This is a genomic window from Streptomyces sp. NPDC058741, assembly GCF_042746715.1.
GTDB lineage: Bacteria > Actinomycetota > Actinomycetes > Streptomycetales > Streptomycetaceae > Streptomyces.
In genome coordinates, this window is record NZ_JBHYQH010000022.1 from 42,588 (window position 1) to 67,701 (window position 25,114).

General features: G+C 74.0%; 19 protein-coding genes and 2 pseudogenes. 13 read left to right on the forward strand and 8 right to left on the reverse strand.

All coding sequences use genetic code 11. The annotated features are described in order from the left end of the window. Positions 1–148: 148 nt before the first annotated feature. Positions 149–2,323 (forward strand): HEAT repeat domain-containing protein, encoded by a 2,175-nt coding sequence (locus tag ACFW6P_RS19285; RefSeq protein WP_386354141.1) that lies wholly within the window; start codon positions 149–151, stop codon positions 2,321–2,323. 63 nt (positions 2,324–2,386) lie between these two features. Here ACFW6P_RS19285 and ACFW6P_RS19290 read toward each other — a convergent pair. Continuing rightward, positions 2,387–2,978 (reverse strand): annotated as a pseudogene (locus tag ACFW6P_RS19290) (hypothetical protein). A gap of 166 nt (positions 2,979–3,144) precedes the next feature. Between ACFW6P_RS19290 and ACFW6P_RS19295 the strand changes: the two are divergent. The 4 genes from ACFW6P_RS19295 (at position 3,145) to ACFW6P_RS19310 (ending at position 7,168) form a co-directional block, all read left to right on the forward strand. After that, positions 3,145–4,302, forward strand: a complete 1,158-nt coding sequence (locus ACFW6P_RS19295) for a WD40/YVTN/BNR-like repeat-containing protein (protein ID WP_386354059.1) — start codon at positions 3,145–3,147, stop codon at positions 4,300–4,302. A gap of 87 nt (positions 4,303–4,389) precedes the next feature. Further along, positions 4,390–5,067, forward strand: a complete 678-nt coding sequence (locus tag ACFW6P_RS19300) for a uracil-DNA glycosylase (RefSeq protein WP_386354061.1) — start codon at positions 4,390–4,392, stop codon at positions 5,065–5,067. Further along, complete coding sequence (locus ACFW6P_RS19305; protein WP_386354062.1) at positions 5,064–6,047, forward strand: N-acetylglucosamine kinase; 984 nt, start codon at positions 5,064–5,066, stop codon at positions 6,045–6,047. The genes ACFW6P_RS19300 and ACFW6P_RS19305 overlap by 4 nt, the downstream gene beginning before the upstream one ends. 197 nt (positions 6,048–6,244) lie before the next feature. Continuing rightward, positions 6,245–7,168, forward strand: coding sequence for a sirohydrochlorin chelatase (locus tag ACFW6P_RS19310; RefSeq protein WP_386424215.1), 924 nt, complete (start codon positions 6,245–6,247; stop codon positions 7,166–7,168). Between the two features lie 85 nt (positions 7,169–7,253). On the opposite strand, the gene ACFW6P_RS19315 is transcribed toward ACFW6P_RS19310, so the two are convergent. Next, positions 7,254–8,276, reverse strand: a complete 1,023-nt coding sequence (locus ACFW6P_RS19315; RefSeq protein WP_386424217.1) for a lactonase family protein — start codon at positions 8,274–8,276, stop codon at positions 7,254–7,256. A gap of 136 nt (positions 8,277–8,412) precedes the next feature. Beyond that, positions 8,413–9,903: an FUSC family protein gene (locus ACFW6P_RS19320; protein WP_386354068.1), complete on the reverse strand. Its 1,491-nt coding sequence runs from the start codon at positions 9,901–9,903 to the stop codon at positions 8,413–8,415. 196 nt (positions 9,904–10,099) lie between these two features. Here ACFW6P_RS19320 and ACFW6P_RS19325 point away from each other — a divergent pair, with 196 nt between their 5' ends. Further along, positions 10,100–10,576 carry an Lrp/AsnC family transcriptional regulator gene (locus ACFW6P_RS19325; protein WP_386354070.1) on the forward strand — a complete coding sequence of 159 codons (477 nt, stop codon included), beginning with the start codon at positions 10,100–10,102 and terminating at the stop codon, positions 10,574–10,576. Between the two features lie 359 nt (positions 10,577–10,935). Beyond that, complete coding sequence (locus ACFW6P_RS19330; protein WP_386354071.1) at positions 10,936–11,697, forward strand: DUF4142 domain-containing protein; 762 nt, start codon at positions 10,936–10,938, stop codon at positions 11,695–11,697. Between the two features lie 16 nt (positions 11,698–11,713). On the opposite strand, the gene ACFW6P_RS19335 is transcribed toward ACFW6P_RS19330, so the two are convergent. Beyond that, a complete protein-coding gene (locus ACFW6P_RS19335) occupies positions 11,714–12,454 on the reverse strand; it encodes a LysR family substrate-binding domain-containing protein (protein WP_386424219.1) in 741 nt (246 codons plus the stop codon). Between the two features lie 57 nt (positions 12,455–12,511). On the opposite strand from ACFW6P_RS19335, the gene ACFW6P_RS19340 reads away from it, so the two are divergent. The 5 genes from ACFW6P_RS19340 (at position 12,512) to ACFW6P_RS19360 (ending at position 19,234) form a co-directional block, all read left to right on the forward strand. Continuing rightward, on the forward strand, positions 12,512–12,895 hold the full coding sequence (locus tag ACFW6P_RS19340; protein WP_386354075.1) for a DUF5997 family protein: 384 nt from the start codon (positions 12,512–12,514) through the stop codon (positions 12,893–12,895). Positions 12,896–13,242: 347 nt separating this feature from the next. Next, positions 13,243–13,731 (forward strand): hypothetical protein, encoded by a 489-nt coding sequence (locus tag ACFW6P_RS19345; RefSeq protein WP_386424238.1) that lies wholly within the window; start codon positions 13,243–13,245, stop codon positions 13,729–13,731. 647 nt (positions 13,732–14,378) lie between these two features. Further along, positions 14,379–15,608: a transcriptional regulator gene (locus ACFW6P_RS19350; RefSeq protein WP_386354077.1), complete on the forward strand. Its 1,230-nt coding sequence runs from the start codon at positions 14,379–14,381 to the stop codon at positions 15,606–15,608. Between the two features lie 109 nt (positions 15,609–15,717). Next, positions 15,718–17,235 (forward strand): aldehyde dehydrogenase, encoded by a 1,518-nt coding sequence (adh, locus tag ACFW6P_RS19355; protein ID WP_386354079.1) that lies wholly within the window; start codon positions 15,718–15,720, stop codon positions 17,233–17,235. Between the two features lie 313 nt (positions 17,236–17,548). Beyond that, on the forward strand, positions 17,549–19,234 hold the full coding sequence (locus ACFW6P_RS19360; RefSeq protein ID WP_386354081.1) for a ribonuclease J: 1,686 nt from the start codon (positions 17,549–17,551) through the stop codon (positions 19,232–19,234). Positions 19,235–19,476: 242 nt separating this feature from the next. Here ACFW6P_RS19360 and ACFW6P_RS19365 read toward each other — a convergent pair whose 3' ends face one another. After that, entirely contained in the window at positions 19,477–19,965 is a 489-nt protein-coding gene (locus ACFW6P_RS19365; protein ID WP_386354083.1) for a GNAT family N-acetyltransferase, read from the reverse strand. Positions 19,966–20,240: 275 nt separating this feature from the next. After that, positions 20,241–21,590, reverse strand: a complete 1,350-nt coding sequence (locus ACFW6P_RS19370) for a DEAD/DEAH box helicase (protein ID WP_386354146.1) — start codon at positions 21,588–21,590, stop codon at positions 20,241–20,243. 214 nt (positions 21,591–21,804) lie between these two features. Here ACFW6P_RS19370 and ACFW6P_RS19375 point away from each other — a divergent pair. Beyond that, positions 21,805–21,924: pseudogene (locus ACFW6P_RS19375) on the forward strand (non-reducing end alpha-L-arabinofuranosidase family hydrolase); the annotation flags it as partial. Positions 21,925–22,497: 573 nt separating this feature from the next. On the opposite strand, the gene ACFW6P_RS19380 reads toward ACFW6P_RS19375, so the two are convergent. Continuing rightward, positions 22,498–23,832 (reverse strand): phosphoribosyltransferase family protein, encoded by a 1,335-nt coding sequence (locus tag ACFW6P_RS19380; RefSeq protein WP_386424221.1) that lies wholly within the window; start codon positions 23,830–23,832, stop codon positions 22,498–22,500. 114 nt (positions 23,833–23,946) lie between these two features. Continuing rightward, positions 23,947–25,089, reverse strand: coding sequence for a site-2 protease family protein (locus ACFW6P_RS19385; protein WP_386354087.1), 1,143 nt, complete (start codon positions 25,087–25,089; stop codon positions 23,947–23,949). Between the last annotated feature and the right edge of the window lie 25 nt (positions 25,090–25,114).

The following is a 25,114-nucleotide window of genomic DNA, read 5'->3' on the forward strand; positions in this document are numbered from 1 at the left end:
TGCTGGAGCGCCCGCCGCCCACCGGGCACTGAACGACAGTCAGCGAACCGGCACACAGTTCGCGCACCGTCATCGGCTGGTTCCGCTTGGTTGTCGGTGCCGTGGTGCAGACTCCCCGTCAGTCGGTACTTCGCCAGGGGAGGACAACGTGTTCAGGGGGATCGACGAGGTCGACTGGGCCTCGATGCGGCATGCGTACGGCAGCGCGGAGGACGTGCCCGGACTCCTGCGGGGCCTGGCCTCCGCCGATCCCGCCGAGCGGCAGACCGCGCTCGACGGGATGTACGGCGCCGTGCACCACCGGGGTGACGTGTACGAGGCGACCCTCGCCTGTGTTCCGTTCCTCCTCGCGCTCGCCGGCCGCGAGGAGGTCCGGGACCGGGCGGGGGTCGTGGAACTCCTCGTCAGCATCGGCGACATGGAGGGCGCCCGCGGGGACCTCGCCGCGCGCGCCCGTGCCGCCCTGCGCGCGGACGCCGAGGTCTTCGTCCGGCTGGCCGGGGACGCCGACGCCGGGGTGCGCCGGACCGTCCCGGCGGCGCTCGTGCTGTTTCTCGACGAACCGGCCCGGGTGCTGGCCCTGCTGCGGGAGCGGATCAAGGTGGAGCGGGACGACCGGGTGCTGCTCGCCCTCGCCGAGGCGCTGGGCCTGCTCGCCCGGCGATACCGGGCGGCCGACGCGGTGCAGACGGCCGACGCGGTGCGGACGGCCGACGTGGTGGGTCTGTTGTCCGAGCTGAGCGAGCCCCCGTACGGGCCCGGGCTGCGACTCGCCGCGTTGGGTCAACTCGCGTATTGCGCACCGCAGTTGCTTCCTCCGGAGCTCGTGCCGACCGTCGTGCGGCTACTCCGGGACAGATCCGGGCAGCGCACGCGTGCGAGACACGCCTGCGACTGCCCGCGCTCCGACACAATCGCCGTGCGGCTGCGGCGGCTGCGGCCCTCGGACGAGGAGGGCGCGCAACTGCTGCGGACCCTGCACGGCGCCCTCGGCAGCCGGCTGGCCGACCGGGTGGCCCTGCTGCGCGGGCAGCTGACCAGTCCGGACCCTCTCGACCGGTGCAACGCCGTGTGGATGGCCGCCGCGCTGTTCCGCGAGTGGCGCGCCGGCCACACGGAGCCCATCACCCTCATAGGGGCCCAACTAGGTTCCGAGGAGGGCCGGTTGCACGACGCTGCCGTCACCGTCCTGCTGGACCTCTTCGCGCTGGCCGCTCCGGCCGCGGACCATCTGCACGCGCTGCTGACCTACCGCCCGGGGCTCCGGGTACGTCACGGCGAGCGGGGCGCGCCGAGGCTGGGCGGCCCGCTCAAGGCCCTGGCCAGGACGGGTGATCCACGGGCCGTGCCGATGCTGGCCGAGGTGCTCGCGGGACCGGTCGTGCCGGACGACCTGGGGCTGGTGACGCCCCACCTGGGACGCGCCGCCGCGCCCCTCGCCCCGGCCCTGCGACGGCGTCTCGCACGGGTGCCGCTGGACGGGCCCGGTGTGCGGGAACGGGCCGTGCCGCTGCTGACGGCGCTCGGGGCTCTGGGGGACGCCGGGTCCGTGCCGTCGATGCTGCGCCTGCTGCGGGGCCGCCCGGGCGGAGGGGGCCCCGGTGATGCCGTCGCGGAAGCGGCCGCCCGGGCCCTCGGCGCCCTCGGCGGCGCCGCACGCGAGGCGATACCCGACCTGCGCGAGCTGCTGGAGACCGACTGCGCCGTCACCGCCGCCGAGGCGCTGTGGTCGGTGACGGGCGGCGGCGCGGATGGGCTGGTGCCCCTGCTGGTGCGGGAGTTGACTTGGAGCGGTGCCGGATCCTGTGACTCCGCGGCCCGCACCGCGGATGTCGTCGGCACTGCGGATGCCTCGGCGCGGACGGCGACGGGCACCGAGGGGGGCGCCTCCCGCGCCCTGGCGGCCCCGGCGTCCGTGGAGGGCACAGCCGGCCGGTCCCGTCGGGTGGCCGCAGCGGACCTCCTCGGCCGCATGGGGCCGGCGGCCGGTACGGCCCTGCCCGCGCTGCGCGGGATGACCGGCTCCGCGGACCCGCTGGAGCGGACGGCGGCCGCCTGTGCGGTATGGCGCGTGTCCGGGCAGCCGGACCAGGTCCTCGCGCTGCTGCGCGTCGCGTGGAACGAGCACCCTCACACGCGGACGGCGATCGCCGGATGCGTCACCGCCCTGGGGCCGGCCGGCGCGCCGTTGCACGACCTGCTGCGCGCGGAGCTGGTATCCCCGAGGCGGCATCGGTGCGACGTCGGCGGTCAGGGCATCCGGGCCGATCTGGAGCTGATGCGGGTGTGCGCAGGCGTGCCGGCCGGGGCGTGGCCCGGGTAGGGCTGCCTGCCCGGGGCCGGCAGTCCTCCGGCCCTGCCGGGGCGTGCCGGCTCGGGTACCGCCTCACCCCGTGGTGCGCCCCCACATCGGTCCGAAGCGGGACCACTCGGCGTCCCACTGATCGATGCGGTGGCACTCCAGGCGGCTGCGCGGGGCACGGCCGGCGAGCAGCGGGACGGCAGCGGCGCTGAGGCCCGCGACGCCGCCGATGAGGACGGCCCGCAGGCGGGCCTGCGACTCGGTGCCGGGGCGGGTGACCTGGCGGCCCTCGAGGTCCGTCCACACGGTGACCGGGGTCCCGGCCGCGCTCCCCGCCGGGACACGGAGCTGCCCGGAGCGCGCGGTGCCGTCCCCGGCGGTCCAGGTCGCCTCCGCCCACACCCGCCCGGCGCGGGCCGCGCGGCCGTCGCCGGCCGGCGTCCCGGGAGCGCGTTCGGCGAGGTGGGCCCCCACGGGGCGCGACTCGACGCGCTCCCGGGCCAGCGGCCTCGACCGAGCGGCTCACCGACGAACCGGCCAGCACCCCGGTGAGCGCGGTCAGTGCCCACACGCCCAGGACGATGCAGGCCTCGACCCTGTCCGAGCGGCGCCTGAGCGGATTGCGCCGCCAGCGCCACAGCCACACCTTCGGACCACGCAACGCCGTCGTGGGCATCCTCCTCACGAGCGCATGACCTTCCGCCGCCCTCCCCGTACGGAAGATCGCCCCCGCACGCTCACCGCACCCGCCCGGCGTGGGCGCTCTCACAGGTCCCGCCTTGGTGGGCGGCCTCCGACACCGCCCTGACCTGGAGCGGAGCCGCACGGAGGGGTCGCTGTCAGTGGTGGGGTGCAGACTGTCCGATGTCCTGGACGAAGGCGTCGACGACGACGCCGCGGAGGTGATCGGCATGACCGAGGTACTGCTCGCCGTAGGTACGCGCAAGGGCCTGTTCATCGGGCGCAGGCGGGGCGGCGGCCCCTGGGAGTTCGACGAGCGTCCCTACTTCAACGCGCAGGCCGTGTGCTCGGTCGCGATCGACACCCGCGCCGCCACCCCGCGGCTGCTGGCCGGCGGCGACAGCGCGCACTGGGGCCCGTCCGTCTTCCACTCCGACGACCTCGGCCGGACCTGGACCGAACCGGCTCGGCCCGCGGTCAAGTTCCCCAAGGACACCGGCGCCTCGCTGGAGCGGGTGTGGCAGCTGCACCCGGCCGCGGCCGAGCCGGACGTGGTGTACGCGGGCACGGAGCCGGCCGCGCTGTACCGCTCGGAGGACCGCGGGGAGACGTTCGAACTGATCCGGCCGCTGTGGGAGCACCCGACGCGGTCCAAGTGGGTGCCGGGCGGCGGCGGTGAGGGCCTGCACACGGTACTCACCGACGCGCGCGACCCCCTGGCGGTGACGGTCGCCGTCTCGACGGCCGGGGTGTTCCGCACCCTGGACGGCGGCGCGAGCTGGACGCCCTCCAACACGGGCGTCTCCGCGGTGTTCCTGCCCGACCCGAACCCGGAGTTCGGCCAGTGCGTGCACAAGGTCGCCCGGGACGCGGCGAACCCGGACCGACTGTACCTGCAGAACCACTGGGGCGTGTACCGCAGCGACGACGCGGGCGCGCACTGGACGGACATCGGCGAGGGCCTGCCCTCCACCTTCGGCTTCGCGGCGGTGGCGCATCCCCGCAGAGGGGACACGGCGTACGTCTTCCCCATCAACGCCGACGCCGACCGGGTCCCGGCCGGCCACCGCTGCCGGGTCTACCGGACGACGGACGCGGGCAGGACCTGGGAGCCTCTCTCGGCGGGTCTGCCCCGGGAGGACCACTACGGCACGGTGCTGCGCGACGCCATGTGCACCGACGACGCGGACCCGGCGGGCGTCTACTTCGGCAACCGCAACGGCGAGGTGTACGCCTCGGCGGACGACGGTGACAGCTGGCAGCAGCTCGCCTCGCACCTGCCGGACGTGCTCTGCGTCCGGGCCGCGGTCGTGGGATGAGGCGGGAGCCCTCGCGTCCGGCGCGGCCCCGGACGGGCCTTGGCCACCGGTTGATCTCCGCCACCCTTACGACAGTAGGGTGACGCCGTGGCACCACGACCCTTGCATGAGATCGTCGAAGCGGGCTGGGCGAAGGCCCTGGAACCGGTGGCCGAACGCGTCGCCGCGATGGGGGACTTCCTGCGCGCGGAGATCGCCGCGGGACGCACCTACCTCCCGGCCGGGCCGAACGTCCTGCGCGCCTTCCAGCAACCCTTCGACGAGGTGCGCGTCCTGATCGTCGGTCAGGACCCGTACCCGACCCCGGGGCACGCGGTGGGACTGTCGTTCTCGGTCGCGCCCGAGGTGCGGCCGCTGCCCGGCAGCCTCATCAACATCTACCGCGAGCTGAACGCCGACCTGGGCCTGCCCCAGCCGTCCAACGGCGACCTCACGCCGTGGACGCGGCAGGGCGTGCTGCTGCTCAACCGGGCCCTCACCACCGCCCCGCGCAAGCCGGGCGCGCATCGGGGCAAGGGCTGGGAGGAGGTCACCGAGCAGGCGATCCGCGCTCTTGCCGCGCGCGGCAAGCCGCTCGTGTCCATCCTGTGGGGGCGCGACGCCCGCAACCTGCGTCCCCTGCTCGGCGATCTGCCCTCCGTGGAATCCGCTCACCCCTCCCCCATGTCGGCGGACCGGGGCTTCTTCGGCTCCCGCCCGTTCAGCCGGGCCAACGACCTGCTGATCCGCCAGGGCGGCCAACCGGTGGACTGGCGCCTGCCGTGACCGGGGCGGCGGGCGGCTCCGGGTTCCTCGCCGTGGACTCGGGCGGGTCGGGGCTCCGCGCGGTGGTGGGCACCGCCGAGCGGGGACCGCTCGCCCGGCGCACCTCCGGGGATCCTGTCCGCACGGGGGACCGGGGCATCGACCCGGAGCACTTCATGGCCCGGCTCCTCCCGCTGGTCCGTGCGTTGGCCGAGGAGACCGGGCCGCTGCGGCTGGAGGCGGCGGTCGTCGGCGCGGCCGGGCTCGCCTCGCTCGGTGACGCGCTGCGCGCCGAGCTGCCGGATGCCCTGGCGCGGGAGATGGGTGTGCGCAGGGTCGCGCTGGCGGCCGACGCCGTCACCGCGTACGCGGGGGCCCTCGGGTCCCGGCCGGGCGCGGTGATCGCCGGGGGTACGGGGCTGATCGCGATCGGCATGGACCCGGCCGGCTGGCGCCGCGCGGACGGCTGGGGACATCTGCTGGGCGACTGCGGGGGCGGGGCCTGGATCGGACGGGCCGGTCTGGAGGCCGCGCTGCGCGCCCACGACGGGCGCGACGGCGGCTCGGCCGGACTGCTGGCGCGCGCCGAGGAGATGTTCGGGCCCATGCGCGGGCTGCCCGGTGTGCTGTACCCGCGCGCGGACCGGTCGGCCGTGCTCGCTTCCTTCGCACCCTCCGTGGCCGCCTGCGCGGACGAGGACGGGATCGCTGCGGGCATCCTGCGGGCGGCCGCCCGGCACATGGCCGACTCCGCGCGCGCGGTGTGCCCCTCCGCCGGGGAGCCGCTCGTCGCCGTCACCGGCGGACTGTTCCGGATGGGCGACGCGCTCCTCGGCCCCCTGGACGAGGAGCTGGCCGAGCGGATCCCGCGCGCGCGACGCGTGCCCGCCGAGGGCGATCCGCTGCACGGCGCGGTGCGCATGGCCGCCGAGCTGAGCACCGGCTCGCTCGGGCTGCCCGGCGACGCGTCGATGCTGACCGTCACGGGCTCGTGGGGATGAGTCGTCAGGGACCGCGACAGGCCCGTCGCGACAGGCCCGTGGGGACGAGTCGTCACTGACCGCGACGGGCCCGAAGGGATGAATGGATCCGATCACACCCGAACCGTACGCAACTCATCAGACAAAGCCGGACGGATACCGCTCACCTGCACCCTCCCCGAACAGGGGAGCCCAGGAAGCCAGTAACATGCGGCGCCATGAGTTCCCCTACTGGGCCCGCGGATGGCCTGCCCGTACGAATGCCGCGCCCCCGCCAGCCCGGACGGCACCGCCGTCCCGAGCCTCTGGTCGCTCCCGAGGGCGCGCCCGCGCTCGTCCTCGCCGTGCCGGGGACGCCCAGTAGCGCCACGCGCAGCCTCGCCGAGGAGGTCGTGAGCATCGGCCGCTCCGAGCTGCCCGGCCTCGATGCCCGCATCGGTTACCTCGACGGGGACGACGCGGACTTCCCGTCGCTGCAGGGCGTCCTCGTGCGCGCCGCCGAGGAGCGCACGGCCCGTTTCGAGCAGGCGCGTGCCGCCGGCATGGACGTCAGGGCGCCCGAAGGCCCCGTCGCTGTCGTCGTGCCGCTGCTCGCCGGCCCGGACAGCGCACTGCTGCGCCGCGTGCGCCAGGCCGTCATGGAGAGCCGTATCGCGGCCGAGCTGACCGACGTCCTCGGCCCGCACCCGCTCCTCGCCGAGGCGCTGCACGTGCGGCTCTCGGAGGCCGGCCTGGCCCGCGCCGACCGCGCCCGCCTGTTCACCGTGGCGACCGCGGCCGACGGCATCATCCTGGCGTCCGTGGGCGGTGACGAGGCCGTGCAGGCGGCCGGGATCACCGGCATGCTGCTCGCCGCGCGCCTCGCGGTGCCGGTCATGGCGGCGGCCCTGGACCAGGAGGGCTCCATCGCGTCCGTCGCCGAGCAGCTGCGGTCCTCCGGCTCGCGGCAGCTGGCCCTCGCGCCGTACCTGATCGGCCCGGAGATCGAGCCGGGGCTGGTCGAGGAGGCGGCGAAGGAGGCGGAGTGCTCCGCGTCCGAGTCGCTCGGACCGTACCCGGCGATCGGGAAGCTGGCCCTGGCCAAGTACACGACGGCGCTGGGCATCACGCCGCAGCAGCCGCAGGGCGCGCCGGTACGCTGACGCCCCGGTACGACTCGGAAGGGCCCGCTCCGTGCCCGGAGCGGGCCTTCGCCGTCGCGAAGGGGAGGCGAGCCCTTCGGCCCCGTCAGCCGACGACCACGCAGGACGCCGCCGGCACCTCGAGGGAGCCGCGGCGCGCCGGCACCCCCGTGTCCGGGTCGGTGGCGAACCAGGTCACGTCCCCCGAGCGCTCGTTGGCGACGTAAAGGAAACCTCCGGACGCGGTGAGGGCACGCGGCCAGCGGCCTCCGCAGGGGACGGTGGTGACCAGCGGCAGCGCGTCACCCTCCACGGCCAGGACGGACAGGGCGTCCTCGCCCCTGGTGGCGGTCCACACGAAGCGGCCGTCGGGTGAGACGGCGATCCCCGAGGGGTGGGCGTCGCCCGCCGGGGCGCCGGGCAGCACGGGGACCTCGGTCAGCGGTCTCAGCACGCCGTCGGCTCCGTCCCAGCGGCAGACGGTGACGGAGGGGCTGAGTTCATGGACGACGTAGGCGTGCGCGCCGTCGGGGCTGAAGGCCAGGTGGCGCGGTCCGGAGCCGGGCCGCAGGGCCGTCTCCCGGTGCGGCACCAGGGCGCCGTCCGCCAGGGTGCACACCCGCACCGAGTCGGTACCGAGGTCGACGCTGACAGCCCAGTGGCCACTCGGGTCGGGCTGCACCTGATGGGCGTGCGGGCCCTGCTGGCGCGGGGTGTACGGGCCGGAGCCGGTGTGCCGCAGGACGCCCGAGGCGTCCGGGGCGAGCGTGCCGTCGGGGCGGACGGGGATCGCGGTGACGCTGCCGGAGCCGTAGTTGGCCGTGAGGACGTGCCCGGCGAACAGACCGAGGTGGGTCGGGCCGTCGGCGTCGACGGACACGGGCGGGCCGGCCGGCTCGGGCACGTCCCCGTGCACGCGGTAGGCGACCACCGCGCCATCGGCCGTCTCACTGACCGCGTACAGGGTCCGCCGGTCGGGAGACAGGGCCAGGTACGACGGGTCGGGAACGTCGTCGAGGGTGCTCAGGACGGTCAGAGCGCCGCTGCCGGCGTCGACCCGCGCCGTCACGATGCCGGGGCCTCCGGCCGCCGTGAACGATCCGATGAACGCCCGCCTGCCGTCCGCCACCGCTGTCCCCTCTCGCCGTCGCGCCGTCCGCGTGCCGGGTGCGCGCCGCCCGGGAGGGCCGTGTGCCGCCGTCCGCCGGAACCGCGCAGCCGATCATGCGCGGTCTAGACCAAAGGGTCAAGCGTCGGGGCCGGGTTCACGCCCCGGCGAGCGGCGAGCCCGACGGGGTGCGCAGCGGGCGGGCGAGTTCGGCCAGGGCCCGCTCCAGGCCGTGCAGATGGGCCAGGGCGGGTTCCGCGAGGGGTGCCCCGTCCGGGTGAACGGTGATGTCCCGGCCCTCGGTGAGCGCCTCGACCGCGGCCTCCACGCGCCGGCAGGCCGTGGCCAGGCGGGCGTCGTGCGAGGCCTCGGGGTCGGCGGCGACGGCGACCAGGCCGCGGATCTCCCCGGCGCAGGCGTCGAGCAGGTCGAGGACGCGCCGGGCCCGGCGCTTGCGGCCGAGCATCGGGTTGAGCGGGTGCACCAGCGGGGCGACCGAGAGCCGTACCCGGGCGAGCAGCTGCTCCAGCTCGGTGACCCGGGGGGCCGGATCGGCGTCCGGCGCCCCCGCGAGCCGCCGGGCGGTCTCGACGGCGCAGGCGTGCACGCAGCGCAGGGCCCGCCGGATCCAGGCGTCGGTGACACTGTGCGTGGTGACGGGCAGGACGAAGAGCACGGCCAGGGCGGCGCCGAGCGCCCCGACGCCGGTCTCGGCGAGCCGCAGGGCGAGCAGCCCCGGGGAGAGCACGCCGAGGAGGCCGTAGAGCAGCCCCGCGAGCAGGGTCACCCAGAGCATCATCCAGGTGTAGGACACGGCGGCCGTGTAGAAGATGCCGAAGACGCAGACGGCGGCGAGCAGGGCCGTGAGGGCCGGGTCGCCGTGCACGGGGACGGCGACCAGCAGGCCGAGGCCGATGCCGATGACCGTGCCGAGGAGCCGGCGGAAGCCGCGCACGAGGGTCTCGCCGCGGGAGGTGGTGTTGACGAAGATCCACCAGGTCGCGCCGACGGCCCAGTACCAGCGCTGTCCGGAGACCAGCTGGCCCACGACGAGGGCGAAGCCAGCCCCGGCGGTCGCCTGGATCGCCTGGCGGGTGGTCACGCGGGCGAGGCCGGTGCCGCCCGGTGGGGCGGGTGCGGCGGCCGGGGGCAGACGGCGCTCGTAGCACCACAGGCCGAAGCGCACCGCGGCGGCGGCGAGCACGGACAGCAGGACCGCCGCGTGGAGCTCGGGCAGCTGGTCACGGGTGGCGTGCAGGAACTGCGCCACGAAGTAGGTCATGAAGGCGAAGACGCCGAGGCTGTGCCCGCGCGGGCCCCAGCGGCGGGCGTACACCCCGGCGCCGACCACGGCGAGGAAGGTGAGGTCCCGGGCCACCGGGTGGTCGTGGAGCCCGGCCGCGGCGGTGAGCACCGGCAGGCCGACCACGGGCAGCAGGGCGGTGGTGACCGCCTGGCCCCGGACCGTGGCGTCGGTGACGGTGAAGAGGGCGAGCAGGGCGGCCAGGCCCCCGGTGACGGCTCCCGTGAGGGGGTGCCCGGCGAGGCCGCCGACGGCGACCGCCAGCGCGATGCCTACGACGGCACGCGTGGCGAACCGCAACCGCGTCCGCCCCGGATCCGAAGCCACGAACACCCTCTTCAGCACCGCTTACCGCCCCCTTCGCACGATGGCCCGGAGAAAGCATGAAAAGGGCGCCGCGGGGTCCGCAGCGCCATTGACTCCCCCATGGGAGCACCTTCGGCACCACTGGCTCAACTCGCTCCTTCTAGACTGGTCCATTGGCACAGCCCAGGCCGCCCAGGAACGGCCACGACAGAGCCAACGGACGAGGAGGCGCGCCATGCCCGTGGACGAGCTCGACACCCGCATCCTGCGGCTGCTGCTGGAGCAGCCGGGCACCAGCGTGCGCGAGTACGCCCGGATCCTGGGGGTGGCCCGGGGCACCCTCCAGGCGCGGCTCGACCGGCTGGAGCGCGAGGGGGTGATCACCGGCACGGCTCCGGCCCTGTCCCCCGCCGCCCTCGGGCATCCGGTGCTGGCGTTCGTGCACATCGAGGTCACCCAGGGGCATCTCGACGAGGTGGGCGACGAGCTGGCCGAGGTGCCGGAGATCGTCGAGGCGTTCTCGATCACGGGCGGCGGCGATCTGCTGGCCCGGGTCGTGGCGCGGGACAACGCGCACCTGGAGGACGTCGTCCAGAAGCTGATCAGCATGCCCGGGGTGGTCCGCACCCGCACGGAGGTCGCCCTGCGCGAACGCGTGCCGCACCGGCTCCTGCCGCTGGTGCGGTCGATCGGCCGGAAGGCACGCTCCTGACCCCTCCTCCCCCGTCACGGACCGCGCTCCTCGACGTGCTGACACCATGCGCCTTCCCGGCGGCCTCGCGGTCGTCTTCGACCTCGGCGGGACACGGCCCGGACGGCTGGGAGGGCCTGGCCGGGCTGTCCCGGACGACGAGACCGACCCGGTGGCGCGGGTGCGGTTCCACGGCCGGGACGTGGGCGACGGCCGGGCTGCCGACCAGGTCCGACGGCGACCGGATGGTGCGGACGGCGGCCGCGGCCTCCCAGGGCGGCTGAGCGCGGGTCGCCGAACGTTTTCGCGGCGACGGTGATTGTTTCGCCGTCGGCGTCCGTACCACTGGGTGTTGGGCCGTTTCTTTCCCAGGAGGCACGATGCGCATTTCGCGCAGCACGGCAGGAACCGCGTTCGTGGGCGGTGCGTTGATCCTTACGCTCTCCGCTCTCGCCTACCCCAGCATGCTGGGCGTGCAGAACACGGCTTCCGGCCAGGACCGCATCATCGCCAGCACCCAGTGGGGCCCACTGACCGAGGCGGACCGGGACTTCGTGGTACGTGTGCGCGCGGCCGGCCTGTGGGAGTACCCCCTGGGGCAGATGGCGATGGAGCGGGGCACCACGCCGGCGATGAAGGAGGTCGCCAAGCACCTGCTCGTCGGGCACGGGCGGCTGGACGCGACCTGCCGCAAGATCGCCACGGACATGAACATCAGCCTGCCGAACGAACCGTCGCCGCAGCAGCAGCAGTTCGTGGCGACGGCGGAAGGCAGCACCGGCAAGGAGTTCGACTCCACCGCCGTGACCATCATGCGCGTCGCGCACGGCGGCATCTTCCCCACGATCGCCAAGATCCGGGCCACCACGCGCAACAGCCTCGTGCGTGCGCTCGCCGACCAGACCAACGACACCGTGCTGGACCACATCACGATTCTGGAGAAGACCGGCCTGGTCAACCACGAGCAGGTCGCCTTCCAGATCACCGCCCCGGCCAAGCTGCCCCAGGACCAGACCACGCCGCCGCCTCCGCAGGCGGGTGCGCCGGTCCGGGTGCTGCCGGTCCCCGAGGACCTGAAGGACTTCCAGACGGTCGCCCCCAACCCGTCCTTCGGACCGGGGCCGACTCCGACGGCTGGCTGAGCGAGGGCGGCCGGGCTCAGGAGCGGCGGCGGGGCCTGCCCCGTCGGCCGCCCTTGGCGGCGCCCGAGGCACCGCGACGGTTCGCTCCCGACGGCTTCTGGGGCTGCGGGGTGCGCTTCGGCTTCCCCTGGACCGGATCCTGTCGGCGGCCCCGGGTGCTGTTGACCGTCCGGCCGCGGACGATGCCGATGAAGTCCTCCACGTGGTCCGTCGTCGCGTCCTCGGGCCAGGCCAGGGCCACGCTCGACTCGGGGGCGTCCGTGAGGGGCCGGTGGGTGAGATCCTTGCGGTGGTGGAGACGGGCCAGCGACAGGGGAACGATCAGGACGCCGATACCGGCCGCGACCAGTTCGACGGCGTCGGCCGTGGTGGCGGGGCGTTCGAAGGCGGGCCGGCCGGGCAGGCCACGCTCCCAGTCCAGGACGTCGTCGAGGGGGTGCAGCACGATGTCGTCGGACAGGTCCTCCGGCGCCACCTCGTCGACGGCGGTGACCAGGTGGTCCTTGGGCACCACGACGACCGTCTGCTCGGTGTAGAGCGGGATCGCGCTGAGGACCGTGCGGTCCACGGGCAGCCGGACGAGGCCCGCGTCGGCCTCCCCGTCGCGCAGCTGCCCCGCCGCCGCCATCGCGGGCACCTGCGTGAGCGTCAGCGGGACCCCGGGGTGCCGCTCGTTCCAGATGCGCACCCATTTGTCGGGCATCACCCCGGGGACGTACGCGAGGCGGAACGAGGGAGGTGCTTCCGAGCCTGTCACCTGGCCAGGCTACCGGCCGTGGTCGGAGGGCGGGCACGCGCTCGATACCCTGGCGCCATGACGTCGCACCAGAGCACCCAGACGATGAAGCCCGCCACCGCGGCGAAGAAACTGGGTGTGTACCTCGAGGCCACCCCCGCCGAGTTCCGGGAGGGTGTCGTCTCACGCGCCGAGCTCGGCGAGCTCCAGGCGAACCCGCCGCAGTGGCTGCAGGACCTGCGGCGCGACGGCCCCCACCCGCGCCCGGTGGTCGCGGCGAAGCTCGGCGTCTCCATCGCGGGCCTGGCCCGCGGAGGCGTCACCGAGCCGCTCACCACCGAGCAGATCGAGACGCTCGAGCAGGAGCGCCCCGAGTGGCTGAAGCGGGAGCGCGCCACCCAGGCGGAGGTCCGCAAGGAGGCGGCCCGCCTCAAGAAGAAGAACGCCGAGCGCACCGGCTGACCTCGCCCCCTTCACAGGCCCGGTCTTCGGCGACGGCTCCGGCTTCAGTTCCGGCTTGGGAACCAGATCCCGGCCCCGCCATCGGCATCGGCTTCAGCTCCGGCTCCGGCTCCGGCTCCGGCTCCGGCTCCGGCTTAGGAGTTGATCCCGGGCTTACGAGACGGGCCTTCGACCGCCACCTTTTCGACCGGGACAGGCGTCGGCGTAAACGCCAGGCCGCGCCACCCCTTCCTGCGCGTAGAAATATCTACGAGCATGGCTACGGCCGTGCGGCTCGCGAACCCCGCGGGTCGCCGGCCCGTGTCCCGCCCGCGCCGTCGTGGCGCGCCGACCGTGCTGGGGTGGTCATGCAGAGCGTCATGGGGAAGCAAGCCGTCGAGTGGCTCGCCGCGGCGGCCAAGGACCCCCAGCAGTGCAAGCGCGAGTGGGACCACGGCACCGGAACCGCCCTGGTGGAGGCGGGGCGCTACTGGGACGTGCTCAGCGTCCCCGACCGCCTCGGGCTGCTCGCCCTCGACCTCCTGTGGCGCGACCCGCTGAAGGTGCCCGGTCCCACCCTCGTGGACTGCGCCGCACGCAGAGTGGGTTTCTTCCTGCCGCCCGATCCGGTCAGCGAGTGGGTCGGGTCCGGCGTCCGCCATGTCGGCCGGGGCTCGTGGGTGGCGGTGCCCCCGCCCTACCGCCCGGCCGGACGCCTGGAGTGGCTCGTGCCCCCGGACGGGACCGGCGCGCTGCACACCCCCGGCACCCTGGAAAAGGCCCTGCGGGAGGCCACCGGCACCCTCGCGGTCCTGGCACCCGTCAGCGCGGAACCGGTGCCGGCGGAGGGCTGGTGAGGCAGGCGCCCGCACGCACGGCCGCTCACCTCCCCCGTCTCGTCCTCCGTCCCGCGCGGTCCGGGCGCGGTCGGCGCGCACCGGTGGTCACGGACGGCGGGTCGGGCGAGCCGCCCGCTCGGCGCCCGGGGGGACGCCGGCCGCGGCCGCGGACCCGGGTGCGCACCGGACGTCCAGCAGGTCACGGAGCTCCAGGTCTCGCTCTCGCCCGGCGCGGCGAAGGAGACCCACTGGCCGTCGCGTGCTCCGGGACGGCATGGCCCCGGGCCTCCCATTCGGCGGCCAGGGCCGCGTGGATCGGCGGATGGCCCCCGAAGGCGGTGGTGAGCTCGGCGTACGCGCGGGGCGCCACGTCGTGGCCGAGAGGGCGCCGCGCCGTGTCGGTGCTCTCCATGCCGGGCCAACGCGGCGCCGCGCGCCGGTGGTACACGGGCGGACCCTCGTCCGTCGGGTCGAGTGAACCCGTCACCCGCACGGCGGCACCCGGGCACCGGACGGTCACCCGCTCGCGGCGGGTCGGGCGTCCGTACCCCGCTCGAACGGGGTTCTCGCCCCGGAGCCCCGAATCCGGTAACACTGACTCAGGCCGACGGACGAGCCGGACATCGCCCGGGCGTCGGTCGTCCCGTACGACGGCAGGGGAGGCCATGTCACAGCGCCCCGACCTCCGGCAGCGCAGGGCCGTGCTGGAGCACGAGTGGTCACGATGGGTGCCGCGGCTCGGCGTGCCGGGCGCGCGGCCGGGCGGCAGCGTGGCGCTGCGCCACGAGGTGACGGAGTCCTGGGCACGCTCGCTGAGCAGCGTCGACCCGGGCCGGGACAGCGCACCCGTCACCGACGACGGCTCGGTGCACCAGCGCTGGACCTCCTCCCCGCTGTACCGGCCGGTGTCCGCCCTGGCCGGGGAGTTGCACAGCATCGCCGAGGACGCCGGTTTCGTCACGGCGGTCACCGACGAGTCCGGCACCATCCTGTGGACCTGCGGCGGCCCGGCCATGCGCCACCGCGCCGAGCGGGTCAACTTCGCGCCGGGCGGCCGCTGGGACGAGCAGGCCATGGGCACCAACGCGCTGTCACTCGCCCTGCGCACCGGCCGTCCCAGCTCGGTCTTCTCGGCCGAGCACCTGGTGTCGGCCCTGCACGGCTGGGTCTGCTACTGCGCCCCCGTGCACGGACCGGACGGCCGGGTCCTCGGCGTGCTGGACCTCTCCACCACCTGGGACCGCTCGCACCCGCTGGCCATGTCGACCGTACGGACACTGGTGTCGACGATCGAGGCCCGTCTCGCCGCGGAGCCGCAGCCGTCCCGTTCGCCCCGGCTGCACCTCACCTGCCTGGGCGCCGAGCAGGCCGAGCGGGAGGGCCGGCCCCTGTCCCTGCGCCCGCGCCAGATGGAGATCCTCGCCCTGCTCGCCCTGGAACCCGACGGCTTCTCCCCGGAGCGGCTGCGCGCCGCCCTGTACGGGGACCGGCCGGTGACGGCGTCCACGTTCAAGGCGGAGGTCTCCCACCTGCGCCGCGCACTCGGCGGCGGTGTCGCCCCGCGCCGCTACACCCTCACCACCCCGGTGTCCTGCGACGCCGCCGACGTGCTGCGCGCCCTGGAGCAGGGCGACACGGACACCGCCCTGGGCCGCTACGGCGGCCCGCTGCTCCCCCGCTCCGGGGCACCGGGCATCGAGGAGTGGCGCACGCGCCTCGAAGTGGCCGTACGGGAGGCGGTCCTCGCGAGTTCGCGCCCGGAACACGCCCTGCGCTACGGGGAACGGGCCCCGTACGACGCGGAGGTCCACGAGCACGCGCTGCGTCTGCTCGGCCCGGACGACACGCGCCGGGCGCTCGCGGCGGGACGGCTGAGCACGGCCGTGCACGACTGACGGCCGCTGCACCAACCTTGCGCCAACCTCCCGGGGGCACAGTGTGGGCGTCACGACGGCGTGGGCCGTCACCCGCACCCGTCACCTCCCTTCACCGAGGAGAGCCGCCATGGTGTACGCGCAGCCCGGTACGGACGGCAGCATCGTCAGCTTCGCCCGCCGCTACGACAACTTCATCGGTGGCGACTGGGTCGCCCCCGTAGAGGGCCGCTACTTCGACAACCCGACCCCCGTGACCGGCGAGACCTTCTGCGAGGTCGCCCGCTCCTCCGCGGCCGACGTCGACCTGGCGCTGGACGCCGCGCACCGGGCCGCCGACGCGTGGGGCCGCACCTCCACCGCGGAACGCGCGGGCGTCCTCAACCGCATCGCGGACCGCATCGAGGAGAACCTGGAGAAGATCGCGGTCGCCGAGACCTGGGAGAACGGCAAGCCGGTCCGCGAGACCCTGGCCGCCGACATCCCGCTGGCCGTGGACCACTTCCGGTACTTCGCCGGGGCCGTCCGCGCGCAGGAGGGCAGCATCGCGGAGATCGACGAGGACACGGTCGCGTACCACTTCCACGAACCGCTGGGCGTGGTCGGCCAGATCATCCCGTGGAACTTCCCGATCCTGATGGCCGCCTGGAAGCTGGCCCCGGCGCTGGCCGCGGGCAACTGCGTGGTCATCAAGCCGGCCGAGCAGACCCCGGTCAGCCTGCTCTATGTCATCGACCTGATCGCCGACCTGCTGCCGCCCGGCGTGCTGAACGTCGTCAACGGCTTCGGCGTCGAGGCGGGCAAGCCGCTGGCCTCCAGCTCGCGGGTGGCGAAGGTGGCGTTCACCGGCGAGACGACGACCGGCCGCCTGATCATGCAGTACGCGAGCGAGAACATCATCCCCGTCACGCTCGAACTGGGCGGCAAGAGCCCGAACATCTTCCTGCCCGACGTGATGGCCGCCGACGACGACTTCCTGGACAAGGCCGTCGAGGGCTTCGTGATGTTCGCCCTCAACCAGGGCGAGGTCTGCACCTGCCCGTCCCGCGCCCTGGTCGCCTCGTCGATCTACGACGAGTTCATGGCCCGCTGCGTCGAACGCACCCGGGCGATCGTCAGCGGCGACCCGCTGGACCCGGCCACCATGATCGGCGCGCAGGCCGGCAACGACCAGTACGAGAAGATCCTCTCCTACCTCGACATCGGCAGGCAGGAGGGCGCCGAAGTGGTCACGGGCGGCAACCCGCGCACGGTCCCCGGCCTGGAGGGCGGCTACTACATCGAGCCGACCATCTTCCGCGGCACCAACGACATGCGGATCTTCCAGGAGGAGATCTTCGGCCCGGTCGTCTCGGTCACGACCTACGACTCCGTCGACGAGGCCCTGAAGATCGCCAACGACACGCTGTACGGTCTCGGCGCGGGCGTCTGGACCCGAGACGGCAACACGGCGTACCGCCTCGGCCGCGCGATCAAGGCGGGCCGCGTGTGGACGAACTGCTACCACGCGTACCCGGCGCACGCGGCGTTCGGCGGCTACAAGAAGTCGGGCATCGGCCGGGAGACACACAAGATGATGCTCGACCACTACCAGCAGACGAAGAACATTCTTTGTTCCTACAGCCCTCAGAAGCTTGGCTTCTTCTAGCGCCTGAAGTCGGTTGCCTGGAGGCATCGTTGCGCTCCAGGCAACTCGGCATGACGGCTACCCTCTACAGCTTTCACGCTACTCTCCGACACCGAAGGGGTTCCCGTCCGGAGGGGTCGTGGACGGCGCCGAACGACATCACCGCACGAGCCGCCCGCTCATGAGCGCCGCGAGTTCCAGGACCGCCCGGACCGGCTCGCGACAACGGCCGTGCCGCCCCCGCGCGACCTCGTCGTCGGGTTCATGGGGCAACCGCATCGGCTTCCGTCATGGCAGTGGATCACCCGTCCCGCTCTCCGGGTACCGTCAGGGTATGAGTCATCCGCATCCCGAGCTGAAAGCCGCCCCGCCCCTTCCCGACGGAGGGCTGCGGGTCATCGCCCTGGGCGGTCTGGGTGAGATCGGCCGTAACATGACCGTCTTCGAGCACGCGGGCAAGCTGCTCATCGTCGACTGCGGCGTGCTGTTCCCCGAGGAGACCCAGCCCGGCGTGGACGTGATCCTGCCGGACTTCACCTCGATCCGGGACCGGCTGGACGACATCGTGGCCGTGGTGCTCACCCACGGCCACGAGGACCACATCGGCGGCGTGCCGTACCTGCTGCGCGAGCGGTCCGACATTCCCGTCGTCGGCTCCAAGCTGACGTTGGCGTTCCTGCAGGCCAAGCTCAAGGAACACGGCATCCGGCCGCGCATGGTGCGGGTGCGGGAGGGCGACCGGCGCGGCTTCGGGCCCTTCGACTGCGAGTTCGTGGCGGTCAACCACTCCATCCCCGACAGCCTCGCGGTCGCGATCCGCACCCGGGCCGGGATGGTGCTGCACACCGGCGACTTCAAGATGGACCAGTTCCCCCTCGACGACCGCATCACCGATCTGCGCGCCTTCGCCCGCCTCGGCGAGGAGGGTGTGGACCTGTTCCTCACCGACTCCACCAACGCTGAAGTACCCGGCTTCACCACCTCCGAGCGAGAGCTGAACCCGGCGATCGAGCAGGTGATGCGCACCGCGCCCCGCCGGGTCATCGTCTCCAGCTTCGCCAGCCACGTGCACCGCATCCAGCAGGTCCTGGACGCCGCCCACCAGCACGGCCGCAAGGTCGCCTTCGTCGGCCGTTCGATGGTCCGCAACATGGGCATCGCCCGTGACCTCGGCTATCTGAAGGTTCCCTCCGGTCTGGTGGTGAGCACGAAGGAGCTGGAGAAGCTCCCGGACCACAAGATCACTTTGGTGTGCACCGGCTCCCAGGGCGAACCGATGGCCGCGTTGTCGCGGATGGCCAACCGCGACCACATGATCCGCATCGGCAAGGACGACACCGTCCTGCTGGCCAGCTCCCTGATTCCCGGCAACGAGAACGCCATCTACCGGGTGATCAACGGGCTCACCCGGTGGGGCGCCCACGTGGTCCACAAGGGCAACGCCAAGGTGCACGTCTCCGGGCACGCCAGCGCCGGCGAACTCGTCTACTGCTACAACATCGTCAAGCCCCGCAACGTGATGCCGGTACACGGGGAATGGCGCCATCTGCGGGCCAACGGCGACCTCGCCATCCGTACCGGTGTCGACCCGGACCGGGTCGTCATCGCCGAGGACGGCGTCGTCGTCGACCTGGTCGACGGGCGGGCGTCCATCACCGGCAAGGTCCCCGCCGGCAACGTCTACGTGGACGGCATGGAAGTCGGCGGCGCCACGGAGGCGTCACTCAAGGACCGCCTCACCCTCGCCGCCGAGGGCGTGGTCACGGTGGTGGCGATCGTCGACGCGGACACCGGCGCCCTGGCCGAGGCCCCCGACTTCCTGGCCCGGGGCTTCGTCCACGACGACGCCACCTTCGAGCCGGTCATCCCCGTCATCGAGAAGACCCTGGCCACCGCGGCCGAGGAAGGCGTCGGGGACGCGCACCAACTCGAACAGCTCCTCGCCCGGGCCGTCGCGAACTGGGCGTTCCGCGCCCACCGTCGCAGGCCCCTCATCATCCCCGTCATCATCGACGCCTGAACCACAGCCCGGCAGAACGGTCCTGCTCCCGGCCCCGGGGCCGCCGGCATCGAGGTCGGGCACGGAGGCGGTGGCCACGCCAGCCGCCGGGGTGGCAACGCCACACCCCGGCCAGCAGTCCGCTGGCGCAAGCGATCACCCGCCAGGGCAGAGGCGACGGCGCACACGGAGCGCTCGGCGTCCACCGGCTCCTGCATGGGCCACCACGCAGGAGCCGGTGCCCCGCCGACCGGCCCACCGGGTCATTCAGAAGGAATGCGAAACTCGAATTCGGGACGGTCCCACGGCACGGCGGGCGGGTCGGCGAACGCGGTCCCGGTCCGCACCGCACCAACGCGGCGGTAGAAGTCCTCGGCGGGAACGTGCGACACGACCTTGAGACGGTCGAGCCCGGCGGCACGGGCCTCGGACTGCATGTGCGCCACGAGCAGCCGTCCGATACCCCGTCCTTGCGCTTCATCGGCGACGAACAGCAGGTCGAGCTCCGGTGGCGCGAGGACGAGCGAGTAGAACCCGAGGACGCGGCCTCCATGCTCGTCGGCGCCGACGGCCACAAAGGTGCGGTGCGCCTCGATGTAATCAGGGCCGACCCGGTAGCCCGCGACCGCGGCTGCGTACTTTCCCTCGTAGGCGCCCGAGCCACGCACGAGCCGGGTGAGCCGTCTGGCGTCCCGCGCGACGGCCCTCCGTATCGTGATCGGCTGGCAGGTCGGGAAAGGGCGTGAACTCATCGGGGGAGTATGTCGCAGCGGAGAGTGCCTTCGTACGGCTGGTCGGCTGCTCGGGCAGGCGTTTCTACACCGCGGAGCTCCTCGGGCGTGGGACGGCCGACCTGATCCCTGGGGGGGCGGGTGGCGACCGGCGACCGCAACTCTCGCCTGCACGCTCCCCCTTGCGCGGTCACCGGTGCGTGAGGCCATCCGGTGCACCCCGGCCGATCTCCGGTCCCGCGTATCCGTCCAGCAGCATCGACGAAGACACCGCCCAGCAGGCCGGGAAACCGGTCTCAGCCGCCGCGCCGCACTCGGGCCGCCTTGCGGGCCTCCGCGAGCTTGCGGGCCTCGCTGCTCTTGCGGGACGACGACCTGCCACCGGAACCGCTCTTCGCGTCCTTGGTGCTGCCCAGGCCGCCGAACGGAACGTTGTGGTTCTTCGGGCGCGGTACGGCCGACCCGCCGCCGAGAGGCTCTCCGGAGGGGGCCCTGGCGCCGGTGACGCGGCTCAGCTCCGCCTCCCCGGACCGTACTTTGGTGACCTTGGGGGCGACGCCGGCGTCCGCCATGACCTGGCTCGTCTCGCGGCGCTGCCCTGACAGGACGAGTGTCACGACGGTGCCGGAGCGGCCGGCCCGGGCCGTGCGGCCCGCGCGGTGCAGGTAGTCCTTCGGGTCGTTGGCCGGGTCGACGTTGACCACGAGGTCGAGGTCGTCGACGTGCAGGCCGCGCGCGGCGACGTTCGTCGCTACCAGCGCGGTGATCTGCCCGTTCCTGAACTGGGCCAGGGTCCGGGTGCGTTGGGGCTGGGACTTCCCGCTGTGCAGGGCCGCGGCGGCCACGCCACTGGCCCGCAGATGCCGCGTGAGCTGGTCGACACCGTGCTTGGTGTCCAGGAACAGCAGGACCCGGCCGTCCCGGGCGGCGATCTCCGTGGTCACGGCGTACCGGTCAGGGCCGTGCACGACGAAGACGTGGTGCTCGATCGCGGAGACGGCGCTGGACGAAGGGTCCACCGAGTGGACGGCGGGGTCGCGCAGATAGCGCTGCACCAGCTGGTCGACGTCGTCGTCGAGCGTCGCGGAGAACAGCATCCGCTGCCCGTCGGGACGCACCTGGTCGAGAATCCCGGTGACCTGCGGCAGGAATCCCATGTCACACATCTGGTCGGCCTCGTCCAGGACCACGGTGCGCACTCGTCCCAGTCGGCAGCCCTTGCGCTCGACGAGGTCGTGCAGCCGACCGGGCGTGGCGACGAGGATCTCGGCACCGTCCCGCAGCGCGGCGGCCTGCCGTCCGATGGACACGCCGCCCACCACGGTCGCGAGCCGCAGCCGCAGCGCCTCGACGTACGGGGTGAGCGCCTCACCGACCTGCTGCGCCAGCTCCCTGGTGGGCACCAGAACGAGCGCCAGCGGCTCTTTCGGCTGCGCGCGCTGCCCGGCCGTCCGGGCGAGCATCCCCAGGCCGAAGGCGAGCGTCTTGCCGGATCCCGTGCGGCCCCTGCCCAGGACGTCCCGCCCCGCGAGCGCACTCGGCAGCGCCGCCGCCTGGATGAGGAAGGGCACGGTCACACCCTGCTGATCGAGCGCCCGCAGAACCTCGGCCGGCAATCCCAACTGGGCGAAGGACGCCGTGGGCACTGCCGAAGTGGCGCCCGGCGCCTCGGGCGCATCGCCCTGCCGCCGGGCCTCGGCGCGTGTTGATTCGCTCACAGAGAGCCTTCCTCCGAAGGGACCGTACCGAGGAAGGCGCGGCAGGGACGCGACCGCCGACCGGAGACACCCGACGGAGCACCGGCACAACGACACAGCAAAAGCGCAACGGTAGCACGGGGCCACACCGTCCAGGGCTCCCTCGAGTTCCACGGTCGCGCCCACACTCCTCTGCTTCGCGCCGAAGAACATCTGGGTGCTCGCCTACCAGTGGGGCCGGACCGCCTTCTCGTACCGCACGTCGGACGACCCGGGCCCGCCCGGGTCGTCCCGGTGCGCCCGCCGGACGGCTCCGCGTCCGGAGGAGCCCGGGCCGGCGTGATGTCCCCGGGGCGGATCGACGGCCAAAGGGAGCACGCGCGGAGGCCGGGAAAGCGCCCGGAGCCGCTCTCCCGCGGCCGACGGCAGGTGCCTCCGGCAACTGACCTACGGGAAGCACGTGCCCGCGGGCACCTCAGACCGTCCGGACGCCTCACTCGGGCCGGTACGGCACGGCCTGTTCGTCCCTTTGCCGCCCTCGACGGCGTGCCGGGCCGGAGGTGCGCACACCCCGGACGGCCGGCACGCAGACCAGTTCGTCGGCGTCCTGCCCGAGCCGCGCGGTCCAGTCGGCTCGGCGCGCCGCTCGACGTCTGCCTGGTGCGGAAACCGGGCGTGCCCCACCAGCCCGGGCGCCACGAGGAACTGCTCTCCTCCAGCGCCCTCCACCCACGCACTGGCCGCGAGCCGGATCCTCCTGCCGGGCGGGGAGCCGGCGAGCGAGGTCCCCGGGCGGGCGGACGCCTGAGGCGCGCCGTACCGGCCCGGGCGGGCGCCCGAGGGGTCCGTCCGGCCGTCAGTGTCGGGCGGTGGCGTGGGAGACCGGCACCATGTGGTCCGTGAACCAGTCCCGGGCCAGCTCGGTGACCTTCTCCAGGGCGCCGGGTTCCTCGAAGAGGTGGGTGGCGCGCGGGACCTCCACGAGCCGGTTCTCGCAGCGCAGCCGGGACTGCGCCTCGCGGTTGAGGCCGAGGACCAGCCGGTCGTGCCCTCCGACGATCAGCAGCGTGGGTGCCGTCACGCCGGCCAGCCGCGGCCCGGCCAGGTCGGGCCTTCCGCCCCGCGAGACGACCGCGGCGATCCGGGTGTCCGGCTCGGCGGCCGCCCACAGTGCCGCGGCCGCGCCGGTGCTGGCACCGAAGTACCCCAGCGCCAGGTCCTGCGCCTCGGGCTGCTCGCGCAACCAGCCGGTGGTGTCCGCGAGCCGCCGGGCCAGGAGGTCCGTGTCGAACACGTTGGCCCGGTCGATCTCCTCCTCCTCGGTGAGCAGGTCGAACAGCAGGGTGCCGAGCCCGGCCCGATTCAGACCGGCGGCGACGAACCGGTTGCGGGGGCTGTGCCGGCTGCTGCCGCTGCCGTGTGCGAACAGCACCACGCCCACCGCCCCGTCGGGCACCGTCAGCTGACCGCGCAGCACCACCGCACCGGCCCGCACCTCCACCTCCCGGTCCTCGGGCACGGCGGGACCGGATGCGCTCCGGTGGGCGCTCTCCGGGCCGGCGCGCGCCTCGTCCAGGCAGGCCACGACCTCGTCGTCGGCGGTCTGGGAGAAGTCGGCGTAGAACTGCCCGATGGCGTAGAACTCCCGCGGCGTGTTCACGCAGACCAGTTCGTCGGCGTCCTGCCCGAGCCGCGCGGTCCAGTCCGCGGGCGCGACGGGGACCGCCAGCACGATGCGGGCCGCTCCCCGGGCGCGGGCGATCCGGCAGGCGGCGCGGGCCGTCGACCCCGTGGCCACGCCGTCGTCGACGACCAGCACCGTACGGCCCTCCAGAGCGGCCGGCTCCCGTCCCCTCCGGTAGTGCCGGCCGCGCCGCTCCAGGACCCCCCGCTCACGGGCCTCGACCCGGGCCAGCTCCTCCGGGGTGACACGCGCGCCGCGCACGACCTCCTCGTTGATCACGCGCACACCGCGCTCACCGATCGCGCCCATCCCCAGCTCGGGCTGGTAGGGCACCCCCAGTTTCCGCACCAGGCAGACGTCGAGCGGCGCGCCGAGCGCGCCGGCGACCTCCGCGGCGACCGGGACCCCGCCCCGGGGCAGCCCCAGTACCACCACGTCGGCCTGCCCGAGGTGCCCCAGCCGGGCGGCCAACTGCCGGCCGGCGTCACGACGATCCCTGAACAACACGATCCGACCTCCTCGTCGCGGAGGAACACGGCGGACCGCACGTGCGGCGCCGTACTTCCATCCTCACCCTGCCGCGCGAGCGCGCACCGCTGCGCGCGTCGCCCCCGGGCGGGCTCACCGGCCGTCGCGGCGCCCTGCGGTGTTCATCAGCCAGGTCACCGTCCGGCTGACGTCCGACAGCGAGAGGATCCCGACGAGCCTGCCGTCGTCGACGACCAGGACCCGGTGCTCGGCGCCCGGCTCGATGCGGGGCAGCAGATCCGCGAGCGGGCTGTCCGGCCCGGCCACGGTGGTCTCCACCAGCGGCACCATGACGTCCGCCACCGTCACGGACCGGGCCTCGGCCTGCGGCACGGCGCGGGCGCTGTCGAGCGTCACCAGCCCGACGGGGGCGCCCTCGTGCCCGGTCACCGGGAACGCGGAGTGCCGGTAGCGGTAGCGCCCGCCCGAGAGGAGGTCCGCGACCGTCGAGTCCGCGGGGACCGTCAGCGGCTCGGGCGTCATGGCGTCCCGCACGGGGACCCCGGCGAGCACGCTGCGCAGCTGGGCCTGCCGTCCCTCGGCGGTGGCGGCCGTGATGAGGAACCAGCCGATCAGTGACAGCCACAGACCGCCGAACGCGCCGGTCCTCATGAACACCACCAGGCCGAGGGCGACGAGCCCCCAGCCGAAGACCCGGCCCGCCGCGGTGGCGCCCGCGGTCGCCCGCAGCCGGTCCCCGGTGCGCCACCACAGGAACGCGCGCAGCAGCCTGCCGCCGTCGAGCGGGGCCGCGGGCAGCACGTTGAAGACGGCGAGCAGCACGTTGATGCCCGCGAGCCACGCCGCCATCTCCGCCACGATTCCGGAGGCGGACACCGCGTCCAGCAGCCAGGTGACGAGCGCGAACAGCCCGCCCAGCAGGAGGCTGACGAGGGGCCCGACACCGGCGATCCTCAGCTCCGCGCCGGGCCCGGACGCCTCGGACTTGAGCCGGGCCGCCCCGCCCAGCAGCCAGAGCACGATGTCGTCCACCTCGACGCCGTTGCGCCGGGCCACGACGCCGTGGGCCACCTCGTGGGCGAGGAGGGAGGCGAAGAAGACGACGGCCGTGCACAGCCCGGCGGCCCAGTACACCGGCCAGACCCGTCCCGGATACGTCTCGGGGAGCCGGCCCTCGGAGAGGCCGAAGGCGATGACGCCGAAGATGAACAGGACGCTCCAGTGGACGCCGACCCGGATACCGGCGATCCGCCCCAGAACGAACGTCGCCCGCACGGCCTTCTCCCCAGCTCGGACGTCC